General features: G+C 72.2%; 19 protein-coding genes and 1 pseudogene. 13 read left to right on the top strand and 7 right to left on the bottom strand.

Features of this window, described 5'->3' with window-relative positions; genetic code table 11:
- Nucleotides 1–74 precede the first annotated feature (74 nt).
- The 8 genes and pseudogenes from IEY79_RS14430 to lgt all read left to right on the top strand — a co-directional run.
- Nucleotides 75–314 (top strand): annotated as a pseudogene (locus IEY79_RS14430) (HGxxPAAW family protein); the annotation flags it as partial.
- A gap of 275 nt (nt 315–589) precedes the next feature.
- Complete coding sequence (locus IEY79_RS14425; RefSeq protein ID WP_189108103.1) at nt 590–1027, top strand: DUF2752 domain-containing protein; 438 nt, start codon at nt 590–592, stop codon at nt 1025–1027.
- Nucleotides 1028–1152: 125 nt separating this feature from the next.
- Nucleotides 1153–1962 (top strand): indole-3-glycerol phosphate synthase TrpC, encoded by an 810-nt coding sequence (gene trpC / locus IEY79_RS14420; RefSeq protein WP_189107847.1) that lies wholly within the window; start codon nt 1153–1155, stop codon nt 1960–1962.
- Nucleotides 1963–1968: 6 nt separating this feature from the next.
- Entirely contained in the window at nt 1969–2187 is a 219-nt protein-coding gene (gene trpM, locus IEY79_RS38195) for a tryptophan biosynthesis modulator TrpM (RefSeq protein WP_308426670.1), read from the top strand.
- A 162-nt stretch (nt 2188–2349) separates the two neighbouring features.
- Nucleotides 2350–3639, top strand: a complete 1290-nt coding sequence (trpB, locus tag IEY79_RS14415; RefSeq protein ID WP_373292540.1) for a tryptophan synthase subunit beta — start codon at nt 2350–2352, stop codon at nt 3637–3639.
- Complete coding sequence (gene trpA, locus IEY79_RS14410; protein ID WP_189107846.1) at nt 3636–4448, top strand: tryptophan synthase subunit alpha; 813 nt, start codon at nt 3636–3638, stop codon at nt 4446–4448. Before trpB ends, trpA begins: the two co-directional genes overlap by 4 nt.
- A gap of 75 nt (nt 4449–4523) precedes the next feature.
- Entirely contained in the window at nt 4524–5369 is an 846-nt protein-coding gene (locus IEY79_RS14405; RefSeq protein WP_189107845.1) for a DsbA family protein, read from the top strand.
- 102 nt (nt 5370–5471) lie between these two features.
- Entirely contained in the window at nt 5472–6488 is a 1017-nt protein-coding gene (gene lgt / locus IEY79_RS14400; RefSeq protein ID WP_189107844.1) for a prolipoprotein diacylglyceryl transferase, read from the top strand.
- Between the two features lie 105 nt (nt 6489–6593).
- Here the strand turns inward: lgt and IEY79_RS14395 are convergent, their stop codons facing one another.
- Genes IEY79_RS14395 through IEY79_RS14365 form a run of 7 tightly spaced genes read right to left on the bottom strand, consistent with a single transcriptional unit; the run spans nt 6594 to nt 15113 of the window.
- Nucleotides 6594–7442: an HpcH/HpaI aldolase/citrate lyase family protein gene (locus IEY79_RS14395; protein ID WP_189108101.1), complete on the bottom strand. Its 849-nt coding sequence runs from the start codon at nt 7440–7442 to the stop codon at nt 6594–6596.
- A gap of 38 nt (nt 7443–7480) precedes the next feature.
- The gene (locus IEY79_RS14390) at nt 7481–8719 is read right to left on the bottom strand and encodes a CaiB/BaiF CoA transferase family protein (protein ID WP_189107843.1); all 1239 of its coding nucleotides are present in this window, start codon (nt 8717–8719) and stop codon (nt 7481–7483) included.
- A complete protein-coding gene (rbsK, locus tag IEY79_RS14385; protein WP_189107842.1) occupies nt 8716–9606 on the bottom strand; it encodes a ribokinase in 891 nt (296 codons plus the stop codon). The genes IEY79_RS14390 and rbsK overlap by 4 nt, the downstream gene beginning before the upstream one ends.
- Nucleotides 9603–11072, bottom strand: a complete 1470-nt coding sequence (locus IEY79_RS14380) for an ADP-ribosylglycohydrolase family protein (RefSeq protein ID WP_189107841.1) — start codon at nt 11070–11072, stop codon at nt 9603–9605. The genes rbsK and IEY79_RS14380 overlap by 4 nt, the downstream gene beginning before the upstream one ends.
- Nucleotides 11069–12235, bottom strand: coding sequence for an ADP-ribosylglycohydrolase family protein (locus tag IEY79_RS14375; protein WP_189107840.1), 1167 nt, complete (start codon nt 12233–12235; stop codon nt 11069–11071). Before IEY79_RS14375 ends, IEY79_RS14380 begins: the two co-directional genes overlap by 4 nt.
- A 56-nt stretch (nt 12236–12291) precedes the next feature.
- Nucleotides 12292–14064, bottom strand: a complete 1773-nt coding sequence (locus tag IEY79_RS14370; RefSeq protein WP_229700869.1) for an ADP-ribosylglycohydrolase family protein — start codon at nt 14062–14064, stop codon at nt 12292–12294.
- Nucleotides 14064–15113: an ADP-ribosylglycohydrolase family protein gene (locus tag IEY79_RS14365; protein WP_373292539.1), complete on the bottom strand. Its 1050-nt coding sequence runs from the start codon at nt 15111–15113 to the stop codon at nt 14064–14066. The genes IEY79_RS14370 and IEY79_RS14365 overlap by 1 nt, the downstream gene beginning before the upstream one ends.
- A 251-nt stretch (nt 15114–15364) precedes the next feature.
- Between IEY79_RS14365 and IEY79_RS14360 the strand changes: the two genes are divergently transcribed.
- The 5 genes from IEY79_RS14360 to IEY79_RS14340 all read left to right on the top strand — a co-directional run bounded on the left by IEY79_RS14360 (nt 15365) and on the right by IEY79_RS14340 (nt 23950).
- Nucleotides 15365–16084, top strand: coding sequence for a VIT1/CCC1 transporter family protein (locus IEY79_RS14360; RefSeq protein ID WP_373292544.1), 720 nt, complete (start codon nt 15365–15367; stop codon nt 16082–16084).
- 443 nt (nt 16085–16527) lie between these two features.
- Complete coding sequence (gene gltB, locus IEY79_RS14355; protein WP_189107839.1) at nt 16528–21126, top strand: glutamate synthase large subunit; 4599 nt, start codon at nt 16528–16530, stop codon at nt 21124–21126.
- Nucleotides 21119–22579 (top strand): glutamate synthase subunit beta, encoded by a 1461-nt coding sequence (locus tag IEY79_RS14350; RefSeq protein WP_189107838.1) that lies wholly within the window; start codon nt 21119–21121, stop codon nt 22577–22579. Before gltB ends, IEY79_RS14350 begins: the two co-directional genes overlap by 8 nt.
- Nucleotides 22580–22764: 185 nt before the next feature.
- The gene (locus tag IEY79_RS14345) at nt 22765–23511 is read left to right on the top strand and encodes a VWA domain-containing protein (protein ID WP_189107837.1); all 747 of its coding nucleotides are present in this window, start codon (nt 22765–22767) and stop codon (nt 23509–23511) included.
- Between the two features lie 235 nt (nt 23512–23746).
- A complete protein-coding gene (locus IEY79_RS14340; RefSeq protein WP_015607926.1) occupies nt 23747–23950 on the top strand; it encodes a cold-shock protein in 204 nt (67 codons plus the stop codon).
- The last annotated feature ends 390 nt before the right edge of the window (nt 23951–24340 follow it).

The raw sequence follows: 24340 nt of genomic DNA, 5'->3' as shown, positions 1-24340 counted from the left end.
GGCTCAGCCGGCGCGCGACCCCGGCGCCACAGCAGCACACCGGCGCAGCACATCAGCAAACGAGGAGCGAATTCATGGCGGGCAGCAGCCACGGACACACCCCGGCCGCCTGGACCGGTGTCACCATCTCTGTCATCGGCTTCGGCATCGCAGGCGTCTTCATGGTGGCTGCCGACCCCATCGGGTTCGTGGGCGGCCTCGCGGTCGTCCTCCTCGGCGGCATCGTCGGCCTCGCCATGCGGGCCGCGGGCCTCGGCGCGGTGAAGGAGTCCGAAGCGGCCAAGCAGGCCCGGGTGGAGGCCGCCCGCGCGTCCCTGGACCGTGAGGAGCGCGAGGCCGTGGAGCGTGGCGAGGGCCACCCGACCGGTCAGCCGCAGGTCGCCCAGACGGGCCCGGAGCCGGCCAAGCAGACCGCGTAACCGACACGCCCGCGGCCGTACGGGAACGTACGCCGCACAGCGACACCAGGCGCAGCCCCGCCACCGCCGGGCTGCGCCTTCGTCGTACGTACGGCCCCACTCGGCGGCCGGCGTGAAGGGCCGGGCTGCGCTCTCGTGCCGCCACGGGGGACAATCACCCGGTGGACGCCATGCCTGCACCCGCCGCGCCGCCCCCGGCACCCGCTCCGGCGACCCGCGCCCGGCGGCTCCTCGCCCCGCTGGGCACGCTCGCCGGCGTCGTCGCCGCCTTCACCTACGTCGGCCTGGTCGACCCCAACGAGAGCGGCCACTACCCCGTCTGCCCGCTGCTCAGCATGACCGGCCTCTACTGCCCCGGCTGCGGCGGTCTGCGCAGCGCGCACGCCGTCGCGCACGGCGACATCGCCGGAGCCCTCGGTTCCAACGCGCTCGCCGTCGCCGGCTACGCGATCTTCGCGGCGGTCTGGCTGATCTGGCTGATTCTCGTCGCTCGCGGAACACGCCCGCGTGTCTCGGTGCCACCCTTCACGGGATGGGCCGTCGGTGCGGTCGTCGTGGTCTTCACGGTGGTACGAAACCTTCCTTTCGGCTCGTCGCTCGCCCCGTGAAGTGCCAGGTGGTGGGAGGCTGGACCGGCGGATGCGGGCGCTCGGCCCTCCTCCGGATACCATCGACATGGCTGATCCTGATCCATGGCCGAATCCGACACCGTTCCCGGAAGGGGGCCGCTCGCGTGAGTGTGCTCGACGAGATCATCGAAGGCGTACGCGCCGACCTCGCGGAGCGGCAGGCGCGCGTCGGCCTCGACGAGCTCAAGGAGCGCGCGGGCAAGGCGCGGCCGGCCAAGGACGGCGTCGCCGCACTGCGCGGCGAAGGTGTCACGGTGATCTGCGAGGTCAAGCGCTCCAGCCCCTCCAAGGGCGCGCTCGCCGCGATCGCCGACCCCGCCGGACTGGCCGCCGACTACGAGACGGGCGGCGCCGCCGCCATCTCCGTACTGACCGAGCAGCGACGCTTCGGCGGCTCTCTCGCCGACCTCGAAGCCGTGCGGGCCAGGGTCGACATCCCCGTCCTGCGCAAGGACTTCATCGTCACGGCGTACCAGCTGTGGGAGGCGCGCGCGTACGGCGCCGACCTCGCCCTGCTGATCGTCGCCGCCCTGGAGCAGCCCGCGCTCGTCTCGCTCATCGAGCGCGCCGAGTCCATCGGACTCACCCCGATCGTCGAGGTGCACGACGAGGACGAGGTCGAGCGCGCGGTCGACGCCGGCGCGCGGATCATCGGCGTCAACGCGCGCGACCTGAAGACGCTGAAGGTCGACCGCGGCACGTTCGAGCGGCTCGCCCCCGAGATCCCGGACGGCATCGTCAAGATCGCCGAGTCCGGGGTGCGCGGACCGCACGACCTCATCGCGTACGCCAACGCGGGCGCCGACTCGGTGCTCGTCGGCGAGTCCCTGGTCACCGGGCGCGACCCGAAGGGGGCGGTGGCCGACCTCGTCGCCGCCGGAGCCCACCCGGCCCTGCGGCACGGGCGGAGCTGACCCCCGATGCCCGTCCCCGCCTCCGGACGCCCGGCCGCCGTGCCCGCGCCCCACGCGCCGCTGGCGCGCGGGTGCCGGCCGCGCGGCTGCCGGGCCCCGGCCAGGCGGGTGCACGGCCGGCGGGTGCGGTACGTGATCGGTGACGAACCCGGTCAGGTCAACGGGATGCGATGGCCCCGGGCCGCGCTCCGGCGAGGCCCTTCCGACCGCGACCACCGCGCGTAGGCGGACAACCGCCGCGCGGCCCGCGTGGACGGCGTGCACACGTCGTCGCGCGGCGGTGACGCGCCCGAAGGACCGGTCCACGACCCGCGCCCCTCCCGGCCACGCCGGTCACGGGGCCGCCTCGCCCATGGCGCCCACGGTGCACCCCACCCGTCGCTTGTCATGAGGAGATCATCCGTGACGTCCGCTTCCCCCATTCCTTCCGGTTCTTCCGGTGCTTCCGGGTTCTTCATTCCCGACCCCGAGGGCCTGAGCCCGAACACCGACGGCTACTTCGGCGCGTACGGCGGCAAGTTCATCCCGGAGGCGCTCGTCGCCGCCGTCGACGAGGTCGCCGTCGAGTACGAGAAGGCCAAGGGAGACCCCGCCTTCGCCGACGAACTCAACGACCTCATGGTCAACTACACCGGCCGCCCCAGCGCCCTCACCGAGGTCCCCCGGTTCGCCGAGGAGGCCGGCGGCGCCCGGGTCTTCCTCAAGCGGGAGGACCTGAACCACACCGGGTCGCACAAGATCAACAACGTGCTCGGCCAGGCGCTGCTCACCAAGCGCATGGGCAAGACCCGCGTCATCGCCGAGACCGGCGCCGGACAGCACGGTGTCGCCACCGCGACCGCCTGCGCGCTGTTCGGACTCGAATGCACCATCTACATGGGCGAGATCGACACCGAGCGCCAAGCGCTGAACGTCGCCCGCATGCGGATGCTCGGCGCCGAGGTCGTCCCGGTCAGGTCCGGCAGCCGCACCCTGAAGGACGCCATCAACGAGGCGTTCCGCGACTGGGTCGCCAACGTGGACCGTACGCACTACCTGTTCGGCACCGTCGCCGGGCCGCACCCCTTCCCCGCGATGGTGCGGGACTTCCACCGCGTCATCGGCGTCGAGGCGCGCCGCCAGATCCTGGAGCGGGCGGGCCGGCTGCCCGACGCGGCCGTCGCCTGCGTGGGAGGCGGCTCCAACGCGATCGGTCTCTTCCACGCGTTCCTCGCCGACGAGGCCGTACGGCTGGTCGGCTGCGAGCCCGCCGGTCACGGCATCGCCACCGGCGAGCACGCCGCGACACTGAGCGCGGGCGAGCCCGGCATCCTGCACGGTTCGCGGTCCTACGTCCTGCAGGACGAGGAGGGCCAGATCACCGAGCCGTACTCGATCTCGGCCGGACTCGACTATCCCGGCATCGGCCCCGAGCACGCGTATCTCAAGGACAGCGGACGCGGCGAGTACCGCGCCGTGACCGACGACGGCGCGATGAAGGCCCTGCTGCTGCTCTCCCGCACCGAGGGCATCATTCCGGCCATCGAGAGCGCGCACGCGCTCGCCGGGGCGCTGGAGGTCGGCCGTGAGCTGGGGGAGGACGGCCTGATCGTGGTCAATCTCTCCGGGCGTGGCGACAAGGACATGGACACCGCCGCCCGCTACTTCGGGCTGTACGACGAGGAGAGCGCCAAGTGAGCGGGAACATCCAGCTGTTGAGCGACACCCTCGCGGCCGCGCGGAGCGAGGGGCGCGCCGCGCTCATCGCCTATCTGCCGGCCGGATTCCCGACGGTGGACGGCGGCATCGAGGCGGTGAAGGCCGTCCTCGACGGCGGCGCCGACGTGGTCGAGATCGGGCTGCCGCACAGCGACCCGGTGCTGGACGGCCCCGTCATCCAGACCGCCGACGACATCGCCCTCAAGGGCGGCGTGAAGATCGCGGACGTGATGCGCACGGTCCGCGAGGCGTACGAGGCCACCGGGAAGCCCGTGCTGGTCATGACGTACTGGAACCCGATCGACCGGTACGGCGTCGAGCGCTTCACCACCGAGCTGGCCGAGGCGGGCGGCGCCGGGTGCATCCTGCCCGACCTGCCCGTACAGGAGTCCGACGTGTGGCGGCAGCATGCCGAGAAGCAGGGCCTCGCCACCGTCTTCGTGGTCGCGCCCAGCAGCAAGGACGACCGGCTCGCGAAGATCACCTCCGTCGGCTCCGGATTCGTCTACGCCGCCTCCCTGATGGGCGTCACCGGCACCCGCCGGTCGGTGGGCGCGCAGGCCCAGGACCTGGTGCGGCGGACCCGCGCCACCACCGATCTGCCGTTGTGCGTCGGGCTCGGGGTCTCCGACGCGGCGCAGGCCGCCGAGGTCGCCTCGTTCTCCGACGGCGTCATCGTCGGCTCGGCCTTCGTCAAGCTGATGCTGGACGTGCCCGACGCCGGGGCGGGGCTGGCCGCGGTCCGCGCGCTCGCCGCCGACCTGGCGGAAGGCGTTCGCAAGCGCTGACGGCTGGGGTAGCTCGTACGGGTGGACATGGGACCGGGGAGGTGCGTACGCGCCTCCCCGGTTCGTTGCTGAGGCGTGAGCGAGAAGAACCGTGAGGCAAAGCGGAGCGCCAGAGAGCGGCTCCAGGAGCAGCGTGAGCAGGAGAAGAGGCGGGAGCGGCGCAGGCGCACCCTCGTCGTCTCGGCGGCGGTGGTGGGCGTGCTGGGCGTGGCGGCGGCGATCGGACTCGTCGCCAATGACGCGAACAAGGACAAGGGCGACAGAGGCGCGGCGGGCCCCGTTCTCGCCCCGTCGGGCGCGCAGGGCAAGGACGAGCTGTCAATCCCCGTGGGCAAGGCCGACGCCCCGTCGACCCTCACCGTGTGGGAGGACTTCCGCTGCCCGGCCTGCGCCCAGTTCGAGAACGCGTTCCGGGACACGGTCAAGGAGCTGGAGACCGACGGCCAGCTCAAGGTCGACTACCACCTCGCCACGATCATCGACGGCAACATGGGCGGTACCGGCTCGCTGCGCGCGGCCAACGCGGCGGCGTGCGCCCAGGACGTCGGCAAGTTCGCGCCGTACCACGACACGCTGTTCCAGAACCAGCCGCCGGAGTCCGACGACGCCTACGCGGACAACGCGCGGCTGCTGGAGCTCGCGGGCAAGGTCGACGGCCTGGAGGCGGCCCCCGGCTTCCGTCAGTGCGTCGAGGACGGCAAGCACGACAAATGGGTGGTGAATTCGAATACGGCGTTCCAGAACGGCGGCTTCAGCGGCACGCCGACCGTCCTGCTGAACGGTGAATCCGTCTTCCCCAAGAAGGGCGACGAGAACATCACTCCCGACAACTTCAAGAGGTGGGTCAGGGAGGCCAACAAGGGCAAGCAGCCGGGCACCGCACCGGCGACGCCGCCCGGGACCGGGGCCTCCCCCTCCTGAGCCGGCGGGCCGGACGGGGGCTTATTCGCGTGTGCTCGTTATCAGGACGTTGCCGGGCGGGTTGCCGTAGGCCCCGCCCGGCACGGTAGCGTCGGAACCGCCATGGAACTTGCCTATATCCCCAGTCCGTCGAGCGGCGTGATCCATCTCGGACCACTTCCGCTGCGCGGCTATGCGTTCTGCATCATTCTCGGTGTCTTCGTCGCCGTCTGGTACGGCAACAAGCGCTGGATCGCCCGCGGCGGCAAGGCCGGCACCGTGGCCGACGTCTCCGTCTGGGCCGTGCCCTTCGGACTTGTCGGCGGCCGGCTCTACCACGTGATCACTGACTACCAGCTGTACTTCAGCGACGGTAAGAACTGGGTCGACGCCTTCAAGATCTGGGAGGGCGGCCTCGGGATCTGGGGCGCGATCGCCTTCGGCGCCGTCGGCGCGTGGATCGGCTGTCGCCGCCGGGGCATCCCGCTGCCGGCGTACGCGGACGCCATCGCACCCGCGATCGTGCTCGCCCAGGCCATCGGGCGCTGGGGCAACTGGTTCAACCAGGAGCTGTACGGCAAGGCCACCGATCTGCCGTGGGCCGTGGAGATCTCCGACGGGGTGAACCGCGAGGGCGGTACGTACCACCCGACGTTCCTCTACGAGTCGCTGTGGTGCGTCGGTGTCGCGCTGCTCGTGGTCTGGGCCGACCGCCGCTTCAGGCTCGGCCACGGACGGGCCTTCGCGCTCTACGTCGCCGCGTACTGCGTGGGCCGGTCCTGGATCGAGTACATGCGCGTCGACGAGGCGCACCACGTGCTGGGGCTCCGCCTCAACGTGTGGACGGCGATCGTCGTCTTCGTCCTCGCGGTGGCGTACATCGTGATCTCGGCGCGGATCAGGCCGGGGCGCGAGGAGCTCGTCGAGCCGGACCGCGAGACGCTCCGCAAGGACGCGAAGGGCGCGAAGGACGCGAAGGGTACGAAGGACGGCGAGGACAAGACCGAGGACGGCGCGCGGGACGGCGACGCCAAGGTCGGGATCAAGAAGGGCGACGAGCCCGAGACCGTCGGGGCCGGTGCGGATGCCGATCCGGACGCCGAGAGCAGTTCCGACACCGCGGCGGCCAAGAACGTCTGACGCGCGCCGCGCCGGGAAAGCCACCGGAGCCACGAAAGGGCCGCCGGACCTCCTCAGGGGTCCGGCGGCCCTTTCGCGCGACAGCCGCGCGCCGGTGGACGGGCGTCAGTCCAGAAAGACGCCCTGCCCGCGGGCGGCCAGGGCGAGCGTGCGGTGCGCCGCCGCCACGATCGCCGCGTCCACGAACCGCCCGTCCGGCAGCGCCAGCGCCCCCGCGTCCTCCGCCGCCGCCTCGACGATCTCCGCGGCGGACTCGACCTCACGCGCCGTGGGGAGATACGCGCGCTCGATCACCGGCAGCTGGCGTGGATGGATCGCGGACCGCCCGAAGAAGCCGAGGGATCGGCCGTGCGTGCAGGAGGCCGCCAGCCCCTCCAGGTCCCGCACGTCGGGAAAGACCGACTGGACGGGCGCCGGCAGACCGGCGGCCCGCGCCGCCACCACGATGCGGCTGCGCGGCCAGTCGAGCCCGGCGTCGTTCCGTACCCCCAGATCGGCGCGGAGGTCCGCCTCACCGAGCGCGATACCGCGCACGGCGGGATGGGCCGCGGCGACGGCGTGGGCGTTCTCGATGGCGAGGGCTGACTCCAGCAGCGCGTACAGCGGGGCGCCCGGGGCCCTGGCGGCGGCCCGGCGGATGTCCGACGCGTGCGTGACCTTCGGCAGCCGCAGCCCGGCCAGGCCGGGGAGGCCGGCCAGCACGGGGATGTCGTCGTCGCCCGCGATACGGACATGGACCGGCGTGGGGCCTGGGGAGGCCAGCAGATCGGCGGTCGCGGCCCGCGCGTACTCCCTGCGGTCGGCGGCCACCGCGTCCTCCAGGTCGACGATCACCGCGTCGGCGCCGGAGGTGAGCGCCTTCTGTACGACGTCGGGCCGGTCCCCGGGCACGTACAGCCAGGTGAGCGGGGCGTGCGTCGGGTGCGTCGGGTAGAGCGGCCCCCCGGCGGGCACGGTGTGCGGCGTGCGCGGCGGATGGGGCGCGGGGCGGCTCACAGCGCGCCCTCCTCACGCAGTGCCGCGATCTCCGGAGCGGAGAGGCCCAGCTCGCCCAGGACCGCGTCCGTGTCGGCGCCGTGCGCACGGCCGGCCCACCGGATGGCCCCGGGGGTCTCGGAGAGCCGGAAGAGGACGTTCTGCATGCGGATCGGCCCGAGGTCCGGGTCCGCGACCTCGGTGACGGTGTCCAGCGCCCGGTACTGCGGGTCGTCCATGACGTCGCGGACGTCGTAGACGGGGGCGACGGCCGCGTCCGCCTTCTCGAACGCGGCCATCACGTCGTCGCGTGAACGCCGGGCGATCCAGCCGCCGACCGCCTCGTCCAGCACGTCCGCGTGGTCGGCCCGCCCACTGCCGGTGGTGAACCACGGCTCCTCGACCAGTTCCTCCCGGCCCACCAGCCGCATGACGCGCTCGGCGACCGACTGCGCGGAGGTGGAGACCGCGAGCCAGGAGCCGTCGGCGGTGCGGTAGGTGTTGCGGGGGGCGTTGTTACGGGAGCGGTTGCCGGTACGGGGCTGTACGTAGCCGAGCTGGTCGTACCAGAGCGGCTGCGGCCCCAGCACCGTCAGGATCGGCTCGATGATCGCCAGGTCGACCACCTGGCCCCGGCCCGACGCGGCCCGGCCGTTGAGCGCGGTCATCACGGCGTACGCGGTGGCCAGCGCGGCGATCGAGTCGGCCAGACCGAACGGCGGCAGCGTCGGCGGCCCTTCGGGCTCGCCGGTCATGGCGGCGAAGCCGCTCATCGCCTCGGCGAGCGTGCCGAAGCCGGGGCGCCGGGAGTACGGGCCGAACTGCCCGAAGCCGGTGACCCGGGCGAGGACCAGCCGGGGGTTGACGGCGCAGAGTTCGGCCCAGCCGAGGCCCCATCTCTCCAGCGTGCCGGGGCGGAAGTTCTCCACGATCACGTCCGCGCCGGCGGCCAGCCGCAGCAGGACGTCCCGGCCGGGCGGGCTGCACAGGTCGAGGGTGATGGTGCGCTTGTTGCGGCCAAGGATCTTCCACCAGAGGCCGACGCCGTCCTTCGCGGGACCGTGCCCGCGCGAGGGGTCGGGGCGGGTGGGGTGCTCGACCTTGATGACCTCGGCGCCGAAGTCGCCGAGCATCGTGGCGGCGAGCGGGCCGGCGAAGAGGGTGGCGAGGTCGAGGACGCGCAGACCGTCCAGCGGGGGAGCGGCGGGGGCGGAGGGGGCCTTCGGGTCGGTGCCCGTGCCGGTGGCGTCGGTCATGAGGCGGCCTCGTCGATCTCGCAGCGGTACGGCATGGACGTGGACGCCCCGTGCCGCTGTACGCAGAGCGCGGCGGCGGCCGACGCCCAGCGCGTCGCCTCCGGCATCGGAAGTCCCTCGCCGATCGCCACGGCCAGCGCGCCGACGAAGGTGTCACCGGCGGCCGTCGTGTCCACGGCGGTGACCTTCGGCGCGGGGACGGTGACAGGCCCCGCGTCGCGCGCCGCGTACAGACAGCCCGCCGCGCCCAGGGTGATCACGACCTCCGGGACCTGCCGGAGCAGCACCTTCGCCGCCTCGTGCGGGTCCGCGACGCCCGTGAGCTCCGCGGCCTCGTGCTCGTTGGGGACCAGCAGATCGGTGGCGGCGAGGAGTTCGGGCGGCAGCGGCTGGACGGGGGCGGGGGTGAGGATCGTCCGCACTCGGTGCCGCCTCGCCGCCCGCGCGCCGTCGAGGACGACGCTCAGGGGGAGTTCGAGCTGGAGGAGCAGGGAGGTGGCGGTGCTGATGAGCGTCTCCTCGCCGGGACCGAGCGTGGTGAGGGTGCCGTTGGCGCCGGGGATGACGACGATCGCGTTGCCGCCTTCGTCGTCGACGACGATGTGGGCCGTGCCGGAGGGCCCCTCGGCGGTGTGGAGGAGATCGGTGTCCACGCCGGACGAGGTGAGCGTGTGCCGGAGCGGTACGCCGAACTCGTCGTCGCCGACCGCGCCGATCATCGCCACGTCGCCACCGGCGCGGGCGGCGGCCACGGCCTGGTTGGCGCCCTTGCCGCCGGGGACCGTGCGGAATTCACGGCCCGTGACGGTCTCCCCGTGCTTCGGGGCCCGCGCGACGTACGCGACGAGGTCCATGTTGGTGCTGCCGAGCACCACGATGCCGGTCATGGGCGGAGTGCCTCCTGGGTGAGTCGGGCGAGTTCGTCGAAGCCGGTGCCGTCGAAGCCGACGACGGAGGTGGCGAGGCGGTTCTTGAGCGGAGCCGTCCACCGCTCGGGCAGCCGGTCCGGGTGCCCGGCGAGCAGACCGGCGACGGAGCCGGCCGTCGCGCCGTTGGAGTCGGTGTCCCAACCGCCGGACACGGCGCGGCAGATGGAGCCGGTGAAGTCGCCGTCGGCGTGGGTGAGCGCGGCGGCGACGAGCGCGGCGTTGGGAATGGCGTGGACCCAGTGGTGGTGGCCGTGGGCGGCGTGCAGTCGGTCGACGACGGTGTCGAAGTCATTGTGGGCGCGGGCGGTCCCGATCCCGTGGCGGACGGCCTCCGCGAGTCGTGAGCGCGGGGGTACGACGGCGAGGCCGGCGCGCAGAGAGGCGTGCACGTCCGCGCCGCCGCCCGCCGCGGCGATCGTGCCCGCGACGAACATCGCGCTGTACACACCGTTGGCGGTGTGCGTCAGCGTCGCGTCCCGGTAGGCCTGTTCGGCGGCCGACGCGGGGTCGCCCGGGTGCGTCCAGCCGTGCACGTCCGCGCGGATCGCCGCGCCGATCCACTCCCGGAACGGGTTGTGGTGCCGGGCCGTGTCCGGGGGCTCGATCCCCGAGAGCAGATTGCGGTACGCGACGCGCTCCGCGGTGAACGTACGCCCGGCGGGCAGCTGGTCGAGCCAGAGCCGGGCGACGTCCGCGGTGCGGAAGCCGCGGCCGTACCGCTGGAGCAACAGCACGTTGAGCAAGGGGTAGTTGAGGTCGTCATCCTCGGGCATGCCGTCGATGTTCTCGGCGAGTGAGTTCGCGGCGGAACGCCGGTTCCAGGGGTGCGCGGCGGCGAGGTCCGCCGGGACGCCCTCGGCGGTGAACCAGCTGTTCAGGGGCCAGTTGCCGGTGGCGCGGGCGAGTGCGCGGATGGCGGGGAGGGTGAGCTTCTCGACGGGTTTGCCGAGGAGGCACCCCGCGGCGCGGCCGAGCCAGGCGGCGTGCAGCTGGTGGGTGCCGAGGGTTTCCCCCCTCCCGCCTCTTCCCCGAATCGGGGGCGGGCCCCCGGACCCCTGTCCGTGCGTGGCTCGCGGTGTTGTGGTCGCGTCCGGTCTCGCCCGCGCCGTGGGTGTGGTCGGCTCGGCGGCCGGCCATCCGCCCCCGCGTGCTCGGACGATCTCGGGCAGCTCCGTCGGTTCGCTCTCCGCCAACGGGCCCGGCAGGTCCGCCAGTCGGGACAGCAGCGTCAGGGCCAGCGCGCGCAGTTCCGGGGGCGCCGGGGGTGTGGACGCGCCCGCGCGCGGCGGCGACGGGGGGCCGCCGGCGGCGTACCAGGTGGCGGCCGCCGCCGCCGCGTCGCGCCCGTCCTCGGCCGCCTGGCGCAGCTCGTGGCCCAGCAGGTCCTCCGGCTGGACCCAGGTCACCCGCAACGGCTCCGTCATCGCCCCACCGTCAGCTCGGCGAACGCCGACTCGTGGGCGCGGCGACGCTCCGTGTCCCGGGCGAACACCTCGTACGCCACCTCCGTCAGCGTCCCCCCCGGGCCGTGCAGATCGAGCCGGCTCGCCTCCGAGACCCGCTTCGACCAGTCCGGCGGGATCGTCGCCCCGCCGGACAGCGCCCCGGCCACCGCCCCGCTCATCGTGGCGATCGAGTCGCAGTCGCGGCCGTAGTTGACCGAGCCGAGCACCGTACGGCGGAAGTCGCCGTCGCCGATGAGCAACATGCCGAGCGCGACGGGCAGTTCCTCGATGGAGTGCAGCCGGGACGGCCGGCGCGCGCCGAGGGAGGGGGCGCGGTAGTCGGGACCCACCGTGTCGAACGGCGCGACCGCCTCCCGCAGCGGACGCAGCGCCGGCTCGAAGTCCTCATGGGCGGCGGCCACTTCGCACACCGCCTCGATCGCGGCGCGCGTCCCGTCCTTGGCGAGCGCGAGGCACGCGTCCACGACGCTCGTCGGCGTCGCGCCCGGCGCACACGCCGCCGCGACAGCGGCCGCGAGGACCCCGGCCGCCTCACGGCCGTAACTGGACTGGTGCGCGCCGGCGACGTCGAGGGCCTCCGCGTACGCGGCGGCGGGGTTCGCCGCGTTGACCAGGCCCACCGGCGCCATGTACATCGCCGCACCGCAGTTGACGATGTTCCCGGCGCCCGCCTCGCGGGGGTCCACATGCCCGTAGTGGATACGCGCGACGAGCCACTTCTCCGCCAGGAAGATCCGCTGGAGCGGCAGGGCCTCCGCCTCCAGCTCCGGGATCCAGCGCGGTGTGGAGATCAGGTCGGGGACGAGAAGGTCGGCCACGGCGTACGCGTCGAGGTGGTCGCGGACCGTGGCGTACACCCGCACCAGCGCGTGCGTCATCAAGGTGTCGTCGGTGACGTGGCCGTCGCCCTTGTGGTACGGGGCGATGGGCCGCGCCGTACGCCAGTCCTCGTTCCACGGGCCGACGATGCCGGACACCCGGCCGCCGTGCCGGTCCATGATCTGCTCGGGGGTGTAGCCCTCGACGGGGCCGCCGAGCGCGTCTCCGACGGCCGCGCCGACGAGACTGCCGGTGATCCGGTCTTCGAGCGCGGGCGTCGTGGATGCTCTGAGCGTCGTCATGCCGGAATTGTCCACCCGGGTACGTCCACGGGGGGTGAAGCTCGCCGCCCGTGGTGCTACGGGGAGTTGTGGTCCGCCGAGGCGACGGTGCGCGCCAGCAGACCGGCGAGTTCCACCAGGTCCGTACCCGCGAGACGCGGCAGCGCGCAGCCGGCCAGGACGCGGCAGGCGTCGCGCCAGGCCGCGGGCACGGCCGCGCCCCCGCCGAGCGCCCCGGTCAGCGCACCGGCGAGCGCCGGGGCCGAGTCCGCGACCCGCGAGAGGCACGCGGCGGCGGGTACGGCGGCGGAGACGATCCCGTCGGACGCGAGGGTCAGGGCGAGGGCGACCGGCACGGTCTCGGCGGCGGCGATGCCGTAGCTGTAGACGTGGTCGACGATCTGATGCTCCAGCAGGGGGACGAGCGCGAACGCTCCTGCGGGCTCGTCCGCGAAGTCCCGCGCCAGCTTGACCGCGTGCTGGGCGTTGCGGCCGATCTCGGTGCTGTCCGGCAGCTGTTCGAGCGCGGCGTCGACCGCCGTCGCGGTGTCGGCGCCGCCGAGCGCCGCGGCCACGGCGGCGGCCATGGCGCGGGCGCCGTGCACCCCGTCGCCGTCCTGCGTGTAGCGGGCGTCGAACTCCGCGAGTTCGGCGGCGTCGTGGGGCCGTCCCGGATGCACGACGGCCAGTACGACCGCCCGTACGCAGGCCGCGTCGTCGAAGTAGTGCGGGTTGTCGTGGCCCGTCGCGGGCGGGCGCAGACCGGTGGCGAGATTGCCGAGCCCCGCGCGTACGGAGATCCGGGCGCGGAGCGGCAGTACGGCGGACTCCACCTCCGGCGCGCGGTCCGCCGCCGCGGCGATCTCGCCGGCGAGGGTGGACCAGGCCAGGTCGACGGCGGCGCGTGTGCGGCGGTCGGCGGGGAGACCGACGAAGAGCTCACCGAACGCGGTGAGCACGGTCTCGGCGGCGAAGGCCGCCCACTCGGCGTCGTCGGACGGCCCGAGGCGCAGCGGCTCGGGTGGCTGGTTGAGGGCGATGGGTACGGGGAGGGTGGTGGTCGCGTTCTGTTCGGCGAAGGTGTCGAGCTCCCGGGTGAGCCGCCGCGTCCACTCGGGCATCCGCGCGGCCCGATGCCGGGCGGCGGGCCACCCGGCGGCATCCCCGGCCCCAAGCCCGAGAAGCAGCCCCTCGACACGATCCCGGTCCACCCCGGGGCCGCCCCCGTGCGCCAGGTGCTCACACCGGGGGGCGCCGCCGCCCGTCCGACCACCGCTCCCGGGTCGACCCGCGATCCGCCCGCCTGCGGGCCGTTCGTGGGCGCCGCGGAGCGCCTGCGGCGGCTGAAGGCCGGTGCCGGCCTCCGACCGGCCTGGGATCCGACCGGCCGGGGCCTCGCCCTGCGTCCCCGCGCTCAGCGTGTACGGCGGCTGAGGGCCAGCCGGAGGCCTGGCGTTCGCCTTGTGGCCGGGCAGCTGGTCGCCGCTGTCCGCGTACGCGCCGTCCGGGTGTGCGGGGTTCGGCCCGGTGGGCGATGCCTCGTCACCCTTCGGTCCACCGGGAATCCGACCGGTCGGGGTCTCGTCCCGTGTCCCCGCGCTCAGCGTGTACGGCGGCTGAGGGCCGGCCGGAGGCCTGGCGTTCGCCTTGTGGCCGGGCAGCTGGTCGCCGCTGTCCGCGTACGCGCCGTCCGGGTGTGCGGGGTTCGGCCCGGTGGGCGATGCCTCGTCACCCTTCGGTCCACCGGGAATCCGACCGGTCGGGGTCTCGTCCCGTGTCCCCGCGTACCGCGGCCGGGGGCCCGCCTCCGTACCCCCCGACAGCTCCGCCCCACGGCCCCGGCCGCTCATCACGAGCCCTGCCCGTCGTCGTCCGGGGTCAGGAGGTCCGCGATGTCCAGGACGTGGTAGCCGCGCATCGACGGAAGGCAGCTGCCCCGGACCGGGCCGATCGCCGAGGACCACTCCGTCGGGATCGCCTCGGCGCCGGAGACCGCACCCGAAAGCGCTCCCGCCACCGCCGCCGTGGTGTCCGCGTCGCGGCCCATGTTGACCGCCGTCAGGACCGACGTACGGAAGTCGCCGCGGGCCGCCGCGAACGCTCCGAAGGCCAGGCCCACCGCCTCCGGCGCCAGGTCCGTCCACGGGTAGCCGCCGATCACGACCGCCGAACGGACCGCCCGCTCCATGGTCAGCGTGTCGGGATGGTCCCGACCCGCGGCGACCACCGCCCGGCGCAGCGAGCGGGCCGTCCAGGAGTCCATCGGGATCACCGAGAGCGCGGCGGCGACCACCGATGCCGGGCCCGCGCCCGTCATCGCGGCGGCGACCCCGGCCGCCACCGCCTGGCCGCCGTAGATGCCCTCGCCCTCGTGGCTGACCGTGCCGTCGACCGCGACGAGCCGGGCCGCCTCGGCCGGGTGGCCCGCCGCGAAGACGCCGAACGGGGCCGCCCGCATCGCGAGGCCGTCGCTCCAGGCGTGCCGGTGCTGGGCGGTGATCGGGGCGGCGAGGCCCCTGCGCAGATTTTCCAGCGTGCCGCGCTCGCTGAACCCGGCTCCCCGGAACGCTCCCTCGTCGAGGTCGGCCAGCCAGTGGTGCCAGGCGTTCTCGACATGGGAGACGGTCAGGGCCGAGCCGTGCCTGGCCAGCAGGAGACCGGAGAAGATCGCGTACTCGGTGTCGTCGGTACCGGCCGGGTTGTCGCTGACGAATCCCTCGATGCGGCCCCAGCGGCGGCGGATCTCCGAAGGGCGCATGTTCTCCGCGGGGGCGCCGAGCGCGTCGCCGACCGCGAGGCCGAGCAGTGAGCCGCGCGCCCGTTCCCGCAGAGCGGCGACCTCGTCGACCCCCGAGCCGGCACCAGGACCGGGGCCGGAACCGCAGGCAGTCAACTCCATCGCGGGGCCTTTCGCGCGCATCGGGCCCCAGGGAGGCCACTCTTCCTCCCATACGTCCCACGCGGCGCCCCGCAGGAGTCGCACAAGCGCCTCTGTCACCCGGCTGGTGCCCTGGTAAGCATGGCTTTCCTTGCTGGCGGGTGCCTTGTTTCGTGCGTACTTTCGAAGCCGTGGCGGGTGTCCCGTCACGCCCGAGCAGCCGGATCAGCCGGATCAGCGGGAACAGCAGGGAAGGGGACAGCGTGTCCGTCATGGACAACGAGGCGTCACTCCACGGAGCACACCGTGACAATCACACGCACCGCGATGTGAACGGCGGCTGGCTGCGCCCCGCGGTGTTCGGCGCGATGGACGGACTCGTCTCGAACCTGTCCCTGATGACCGGCGTGGCGGGCGGCTCCGTCGACCGGCAGACCCTCGTCATCACCGGTCTCGCGGGCCTGGCGGCCGGCGCCTTCTCGATGGCCGCGGGCGAGTACACCTCCGTGGCGTCCCAGCGCGAGCTCGTCCAGGCCGAGCTGGAAGTGGAGCGGCGGGAGCTGCGCAAGTACCCCAAGGACGAGATGGCGGAGCTCGCCGAGCTGTACGAGTCGCGCGGTGTGGAGCCGGAGCTGGCACGTCAGGTCGCCGAGCAGCTCTCGAAGGACCCCGAGCTGGCGCTGGAGATCCACGCGCGCGAGGAGCTGGGGATCGACCCGGACGATCTGCCGTCGCCGATGGTCGCCGCCGTGTCGTCGTTCGGCTCCTTCGCGCTGGGCGCGCTGCTGCCCGTCCTGCCGTATCTGCTCGGCGCCACCGTGCTGTGGCCCGCCGTGCTGCTGGCGCTGGCCGGTCTCTTCGCCTGCGGCGCGCTCGTGGCGCGGGTGACCGCGCGCAGCTGGTGGTTCAGCGGTCTGCGCCAGCTGCTCCTCGGCGGTACGGCGGCGGCGCTCACGTACGGGCTCGGGGCGCTGTTCGGCGCAGCGGTCTGACCGGCCGTCCGGGCCCGGTGACCACACCCGGGCCCGGCCCGGCCGGCGCCCCCACCCTCCGGGCGTACGACATATTGCGCGGTCGGGGAGGTGCCGTCACTGTGGTGACGAACATCCCTCGACCATTCTCCGGCGTTGCCGCCACCAGGGCGGGACACTATGCATGGCGTCACATATTTAGCCGTTTCCCGGTTGTTTCGAACGCTTGAACTCCGGGCATGACCCGTAGGCGCTGCGGGCAATGAAGCTCGTTCCGCCACGGTCGGGTGTCCGGCATCCCGTTCACCTCAGACCCCTTCGCCGCTGCGAGCGGCGTCCACATGCTGGATTCAGCTATCCGCTTTCTGAACAGCCGACCCATCATGTAACCTGCACGAAATTTTGCCCAGGGCCAACGTCGTCCCTCGGTTATCGCATATGCCACGACGACGACGGGAGAGCCGATGCGTTTCGACGCCTGGTCGCCCATGGATGGCCGCCCCGCTGCGCAGGGCATGTATGACCCCCGTAACGAGCACGACGCCTGTGGCGTCGGGTTCGTGGCCACCCTGACCGGTGTGCCCGGCCACGAGATGGTCGAGCAGGCGCTGACCGTGCTGCGTAATCTCGAACACCGCGGTGCCACCGGCTCCGAGCCCGACTCGGGCGACGGCGCCGGCATCCTGCTCCAGATCCCGGACGCGTTCCTCCGCGAGGTCAGCGGATTCGAGCTCCCCGAGGCCGGTTCGTACGCCGTCGGAATCGCCTTCCTGCCCGCCGACAACCCGGACGAAGCCGTCTCACGGATCGAGACGATCGCCGCCGAGGAGGGCATCGACGTCCTCGGCTGGCGCGAGGTGCCGGTCGCGCCGCAGATGCTCGGTGCCATCGCCCGCTCGACGATGCCGGTCTTCCGCCAGCTCTTCGTCTCCGCGCCGACGGACACCGACAGCGAGACCGACCCGGGCCCGCGCACGGGCATCGCCCTCGACCGCAAGACGTTCGTCCTGCGCAAGCGCGCCGAGCGCGAGGCCGGGATCTACTTTCCCTCGCTCTCCGCCCGGACGATCGTCTACAAGGGCATGCTGACCACCGGCCAGCTGGAGCCCTTCTTCCCCGACCTCTCCGACCGCCGCTTCGCGACCGCGGTCGCCGTCGTGCACTCGCGCTTCTCCACCAACACCTTCCCGAGCTGGCCGCTCGCCCACCCGTACCGCTTCGTCGCCCACAACGGCGAGATCAACACGGTCAAGGGCAACCGCAACTGGATGCGCGCCCGCGAGTCCCAGCTGGCCTCCGACGTGTTCGGTGACGACCCCCGCACGCTGGAGCGGACCTTCCCGGTCTGCACCCCCGACGCCTCCGACTCGGCGTCCTTCGACGAGGTCCTGGAGCTGCTCCACCTCGGCGGCCGTTCGCTGCCGCACTCCGTGCTGATGATGGTTCCCGAGGCGTGGGAGAACCACGACTCCATGGACCCCGCCCGGCGCGCCTTCTACCAGTACCACGCGACGATGATGGAGCCCTGGGACGGCCCCGCCTGCGTCACCTTCACCGACGGCGTCCAGGTCGGCGCGGTCCTCGACCGCAACGGACTGCGCCCCGGCCGCTACTGGGTCACCGACGACGGCCTCGTCGTCCTCTCCTCCGAGGTCGGTGTCCTCGACATCGACCCCGCGAAGGTCGTCCGCAAGGGGCGCCTCCAGCCCGGCCGCATGTTCCTCGTGGACACCGCCGAGCACCGCGTCATCGAGGACGACGAGATCAAGGCGACGCTCGCCGCCGAGAACCCGTACGAGGAGTGGCTGGAGGCCGGCGAGATCGAGCTGGAGGACCTCCCCGAGCGCGAGCACATCGTGCACACGCACGCCTCGGTCACCCGTCGCCAGCAGACCTTCGGCTACACCGAGGAAGAACTGCGGATCATCCTCGCGCCGATGGCCCGTACCGGTGGTGAGCCCCTCGGCTCCATGGGCACCGACAGCCCGATCGCCGCGCTGTCCGCGCGCCCCCGGCTGCTGTTCGACTACTTCACCCAGCTGTTCGCGCAGGTCACCAACCCGCCGCTGGACGCCATCCGCGAGGAGCTCGTCACCTCGCTGCGCTCCACCCTCGGCCCCCAGGGCAACATCCTGCGGCCGTCCGCCGCCGCGTGCCGCAGCGTCACCCTCCCGTTCCCGGTGATCGACAACGACGAGCTGGCCAAGCTCATACACGTCAACGCCGACGGCGACATGCCGGGCATGACCACCGCCACGCTCTCCGGTCTCTACCGGGTCAGCGGCGGCGGCGAGGCCCTGGCCGCCCGTATCGAGGAGATCCGCGCCGAGACCGACGCCGCGATCGAGAGCGGCGCGCGGATGATCGTGCTCTCCGACCGGCACTCCGACGCCGAGCACGCCCCCATCCCGTCCCTGCTGCTCACCGCGGCCGTGCACCACCACCTCATCCGCACCAAGCAGCGCACCCAGGTCGGTCTGCTGGTCGAGGCCGGCGACGTACGCGAGGTGCACCACGTCGCGCTGCTCATCGGCTACGGCGCCGCGGCTGTCAACCCGTACCTGGCGATGGAGTCCGTCGAGGACCTCGTCCGCGCGGGCACCTTCATCGAGGGCCTGGAGCCCGAGAACGCCATCCGCAACCTGATCTACGCGCTGGGCAAGGGCGTACTGAAGGTCATGTCCAAGATGGGCATCTCCACTGTCGCCTCTTACCGCGGCGCGCAGGTCTTCGAGGCCGTCGGTCTCGACGAGGCCTTCGTGGAGAAGTACTTCAGCGGTACGGCGACCAAGATCGGCGGCGCCGGTCTCGACATCGTCGCCCAGGAGGTCGCCGCCCGTCACGCCAAGGCGTACCCGCCCTCCGGCATCTCGGCGTCGCACCGCGCGCTCGACATCGGCGGCGAGTACCAGTGGCGCCGCGAGGGCGAGCCGCACCTCTTCGACCCGGACACGGTCTTCCGCCTCCAGCACGCCACCCGCAACCGCCGCTACGACATCTTCAAGCAGTACACGGACCGGGTGAACGAGCAGTCCGAGCGCCTGATGACGCTGCGCGGACTCTTCAGCTTCGACTCCGGCCGCGAGCCCGTCGCGCTGGACGAGGTCGAGCCCGCCTCCGAGATCGTCAAGCGCTTCTCCACCGGCGCCATGTCGTACGGCTCCATCTCCAAGGAGGCGCACGAGACCCTCGCCATCGCGATGAACCGGCTCGGCGGCAAGTCCAACACCGGCGAGGGCGGCGAGGACGCCGACCGGCTCCACGACCCGGAGCGCCGCTCGTCCATCAAGCAGGTCGCCTCAGGCCGCTTCGGTGTCACCAGCGAGTACCTCGTCAACGCCGACGACATCCAGATCAAGATGGCCCAGGGCGCCAAGCCCGGCGAGGGCGGCCAGCTGCCCGGCCACAAGGTCTACCCGTGGGTCGCCAAGACCCGGCACTCCACGCCCGGCGTCGGCCTCATCTCGCCGCCGCCGCACCACGACATCTACTCCATCGAAGACCTCGCGCAGCTGATCCACGACCTCAAGAACGCCAACCCGGCCGCCCGCATCCACGTGAAGCTGGTCTCCGAGGTCGGTGTCGGCACGGTCGCGGCCGGTGTCTCCAAGGCCCACGCCGACGTGGTCCTGATCTCCGGCCACGACGGCGGCACGGGCGCGTCCCCGCTCACCTCGCTCAAGCACGCGGGCGGACCCTGGGAGCTCGGCCTCGCCGAGACACAGCAGACCCTGCTGCTCAACGGGTTGCGCGACCGGATCGTCGTGCAGACCGACGGCCAGCTCAAGACCGGCCGTGACGTCGTCGTCGCGGCGCTGCTGGGCGCCGAGGAGTTCGGTTTCGCCACCGCGCCGCTCGTCGTCTCCGGCTGCGTGATGATGCGCGTCTGCCACCTCGACACCTGCCCGGTGGGCATCGCCACCCAGAACCCGGTGCTGCGCGAGCGCTTCTCCGGCAAGGCCGAGTACGTCGTCAACTTCTTCGAGTTCATCGCCGAGGAGGTCCGCGAGATCCTGGCCGGCCTGGGCTTCCGTACGCTCGAAGAGGCCGTCGGGCACGCCGAGTTGCTGGACACCGAGCGGGCCGTGGACCACTGGAAGGCGCAGGGTCTGGACCTCCGGCCGCTCTTCCACGTGCCCGCCCTGCCCGAGGGCGCCGTACGGCACCGGATCATCGAGCAGGACCACGGTCTGGCGAAGGCGCTCGACAACCAGCTGATCAAGCTGGCCGCCGACGCCCTCGCGGCCGAGAGCCCCGAGGCCGCCCAGCCGGTCCGCGCGCAGATCGCGATCCGCAACATCAACCGCACCGTCGGCACGATGCTCGGCCACGAGGTGACCAAGAGGTTCGGCGGCGCGGGACTGCCCGACGACACCGTCGACATCACCTTCACCGGCTCGGCGGGCCAGTCGTTCGGCGCGTTCCTGCCCAGCGGCGTCACGCTGCGCCTGGAGGGCGACGCCAACGACTACGTCGGCAAGGGCCTCTCCGGCGGCCGGGTCGTCGTCCGCCCCGACCGGGGCGCCGACCACCTCGCCGAGTACTCGACCATCGCGGGCAACACCATCGCGTACGGCGCGACCGGCGGTGAGCTGTTCCTGCGCGGCCGCACCGGCGAGCGCTTCTGCGTCCGCAACTCCGGTGCCACGGTGGTCTCGGAGGGTGTCGGCGACCACGGCTGTGAGTACATGACCGGCGGCCACGCCGTCGTACTGGGCGAGACGGGTCGCAACTTCGCGGCCGGCATGTCCGGCGGCGTCGCGTACGTCATCGACCTCGACTCCGACAACGTCAACGCCGGCAACCTCGGCGCCGTCGAGACCGACCTCTCCGACACCGACAAGAAGTGGCTGCACGACGTCGTGCGCCGCCACCACGAGGAGACCGGCTCGACCGTCGCGGAGAAGCTGCTGACCGACTGGGACACCTCCGTGGCCCGGTTCAGCAAGATCATTCCTTCCACCTACAAGGCAGTGCTCGCCGCCAAGGACGCCGCTGAGCTCGCCGGTCTCTCCGAGCAGGAGACCACCGAGAAGATGATGGAGGCGGCGACCAATGGCTGACCCCAAGGGCTTCCTGACCACCGGGCGCGAGGTCGCCAAGTCCCGCCCGGTGGACGAGCGCAAGAACGACTGGAACGAGGTCTACGTTCCGGGCTCACTGCTCCCGATCATCAGCAAGCAGGCCGGACGCTGCATGGACTGCGGCATCCCGTTCTGCCACAGCGGCTGTCCGCTCGGGAACCTCATCCCCGAGTGGAACGACTACGCGTACCGCGAGGACTGGACAGCGGCGAGCGAGCGGCTGCACGCGACGAACAACTTCCCGGAGTTCACCGGCCGGCTCTGCCCCGCGCCGTGCGAGTCCGCGTGCGTGCTGGCCATCAACCAGCCCGCCGTCACGATCAAGAACGTCGAGGTCTCCATCATCGACAAGGCGTGGGACAACGGCGACGTCGTCCCGCGGCCGCCGGAGCGGCTGTCCGGCAAGACCGTCGCCGTCATCGGCTCGGGCCCGGCCGGCCTGGCCGCGGCCCAGCAGCTCACCCGGGCAGGCCACACGGTCGCCGTGTACGAGCGCGCCGACCGTATCGGCGGCCTGCTGCGCTACGGCATCCCCGAGTTCAAGATGGAGAAGTCCCACATCAACCGCCGTATCGAGCAGATGCGCGCGGAGGGCACCAAGTTCCGTACGGAGACGGAGATCGGCCGCGACGTCGACGCGGCGAAGCTCCGCAGGCGCTACGACGCCGTGGTCATCGCGGCCGGCGCCACCGTCTCGCGCGACCTGCCCGTGCCCGGCCGTGAGCTGAACGGCATCCACTTCGCCATGGAGTATCTGCCGCTCGCCAACAAGGTGCAGGAGGGCGACCTGACGGTCTCCCCGATCACCGCCGAGGGCAAGCACGTCGTGGTCATCGGCGGCGGCGACACCGGCGCGGACTGTGTCGGTACGGCCCACCGCCAGGGCGCCGCGTCCGTCACCCAGCTGGAGATCATGCCCCGGCCGGGCGAGGAGCGCGCCCCGAACCAGCCCTGGCCGACGTTCCCGATGCTCTACAAGGTCACCTCCGCGCACGAGGAGGGCGGTGAGCGGATCTACTCCGTCTCCACCACCCACTTCGAGGGCGACGAGGACGGCAACGTCCAGTCGCTGCACCTCACCGAGGTCGAGTTCAAGGACGGCCGCCCGGAACCGAAGCCCGGCACCGAGCGGACCATCCCCGCCCAGCTGGTCACCCTCGCCATGGGCTTCACCGGCACCGACCAGTCCAACGGTCTCGTGGACCAGTTCGGCCTCGAACTGGACGCGCGCGGCAACATCGCACGGGACGCCGAGTACGCGACCAACGTCGACGGCGTGTACGTTGCGGGTGACGCGGGTCGCGGCCAGTCCCTGATCGTGTGGGCCATCGCCGAAGGCCGTTCGGCGGCGCGCGGCGTCGACCGCTATCTGACCGGAGCGAGCGAACTGCACGCCCCGATCCGTCCGACGGACCGTTCACTCACGGTCTGAGACAAGAGAACGTCCCGTACAACGGCGTACGGACGGTGACGGCCCGGGGGACGTCCCCTGGACCCTCCGCAAGACACGGCGCCCGCCAGTCCCCGACCGGACGACGGCGGGCGCCGTGGCATGTGCGAGCCCTGATGTGTAGCCTCGACGCACCCCCCGCGCCCGTCGAGTGAATGGCAACGCTCATGACCACAGCGCCCTTCGCGGCCGGCCCGGCCATCAGCCTCCGTAAGGTCGAGGAGACCGCGCCCGCGCTGGTCGAGCACTACCGGTCGGCGGGCATATCACTGCACAAGCACGGCATGAGCGGTCAGCGCGCCGCGGTCTATCTGGTCCTCGACTACTCGGGATCGATGCGCGAGTACTACCAGGACGGCAGCGTCCAGGCGTTCGCCGACCGGGTGCTCGGCCTCTCGGCGAATCTGGACGACGACGGTGTGGTCCCCGTCGTGTTCTTCTCCACCGACGTCGACGCCGAGACGGACATCGCGCTCGCCGACCACCGCGGCCGTATCGACCGGATCGTCTCCGGGCTCGGGCACATGGGCAAGACCAGCTACCACCTCGCCATGGACGCGGTGATCGACCACTATCTGGACAGCGGGTCCACCGCGCCCGCCCTGGTGGTCTTCCAGACCGACGGCGGGCCGATCAGCAAACTCGCGGCGGAGCGCTATCTCTGCAAAGCGGCCGAGCTCCCGTTGTTCTGGCAGTTCGTCGGCTTCGGCAACAAGCGCAGCTCGCAGTTCAACTTCCTTCAGAAACTTGACGAGTTGGCCGTCCCGCAGAAGCGGTCCGTCGACAACGCGGGCTTCTTCCACGCCGGGCTCGACCCGCGCGAGGTGCCGGACGACGTGCTGTACGACCGGCTCGTCGCGGAATTCCCGCAGTGGCTCGGGGCGGCCCGCGCGCGGGGCATCCTGCGCGGCTGACCCGCGCGGACGCCGTTCGATCGGGACCGGGCGTGTCGGATCCGGGTAAGCCCCCGGACCGTGCTAGGCTGACCGCGTTGCAGTTTTGGTACCCATGAACTTTATGTGCGCCTGACGGGAATGTTCCTCAGGCGCATTTTATTGTTTTCGCCGGCTTCTCCGGATGGGGCTCAATGCGGCGACGAGGAATCCGTGAAGTGCGGATTCGTCTCTGCACCTGTTTTAGGAGAATGACATGGCTACTGGAACCGTGAAGTGGTTCAACTCGGAAAAGGGCTTCGGCTTCATCGAGCAGGACGGCGGCGGCGCCGACGTCTTCGCCCACTACTCGAACATCGCCACCCAGGGCTTCCGTGAGCTCCAGGAGGGCCAGAAGGTCTCGTTCGACGTCACGCAGGGCCAGAAGGGCCCGCAGGCGGAGAACATCGTCCCGGCCTGATCTCCGGACGCGTACCTCGCAGCCGGGGCCCGCACCTGCACGGTGCGGGTCCCGGCTTGTGCTGTCCCTAGAGGTGCCGATCTTGCCGGGCTCGCGGTCCCTGGCACGCACGCACGCACCAGACCCCGCTCCCTGATCCGGCCTGATCGACAAGACACCCCCTAGGGAGTGCCTGGCCGGTCCTGCCGGGCTCGCGGTCCCTGGTGCGCGCGCTCGCCGCGTTGTCGTCGGTCGGCATGGCTCCGCCATGCCTCCCTCCTCAGCCTTGCGATCGCACGCACCAGACCCCGCTCCCTGATCCGGCCTGATCGACAAGACACCCCCTAGGGCGTGTCCGCAAAGTCTGTTGGTCGTTGGTAAGTCGTGGTGAGACGTCATGAGTTGACTGAT

Source organism: Streptomyces camponoticapitis, assembly GCF_014646115.1.
Lineage (GTDB): Bacteria > Actinomycetota > Actinomycetes > Streptomycetales > Streptomycetaceae > Streptomyces > Streptomyces camponoticapitis.
Note: the sequence above shows the minus strand (reverse complement) of the source record. Positions and strands in the feature narration are given on the sequence as shown.